Raw genomic sequence first — 244 nt, 5'->3', positions numbered from 1 at the left:
AGATCGTTTCCCCTATGGATTCGAATTTCCCTCCAGAGATTGTCATTTGAGAGTGATCATTTGCAACTACGGCATTGTTTGCTTGAGCGACGTTTACATCTTTTAAAGCAACGTTACTGTTTGTTGCCTTTACTCCAACATTCAGTGGTGCATCGTCTTTACCACTGGATATCTTTATATTTTCCAGTTTATTTTCAGCGGTTTTACTGTTTTCAAAGAAAGCACCGGTATCGAAAGCGGTAAT

1 protein-coding gene is annotated in these 244 nt (G+C 39.3%); it reads right to left on the bottom strand.

What is annotated here, in order from left to right:
- Positions 1-244: hypothetical protein (locus J7R07_RS08185; RefSeq protein WP_208436347.1), on the bottom strand; the 244-nt coding region annotated here is incomplete at both ends.

The organism is Bartonella phoceensis, assembly GCF_902825145.1.
GTDB lineage: Bacteria > Pseudomonadota > Alphaproteobacteria > Rhizobiales > Rhizobiaceae > Bartonella > Bartonella phoceensis.
This window is presented reverse-complemented; position numbering and strand designations above follow the sequence as displayed.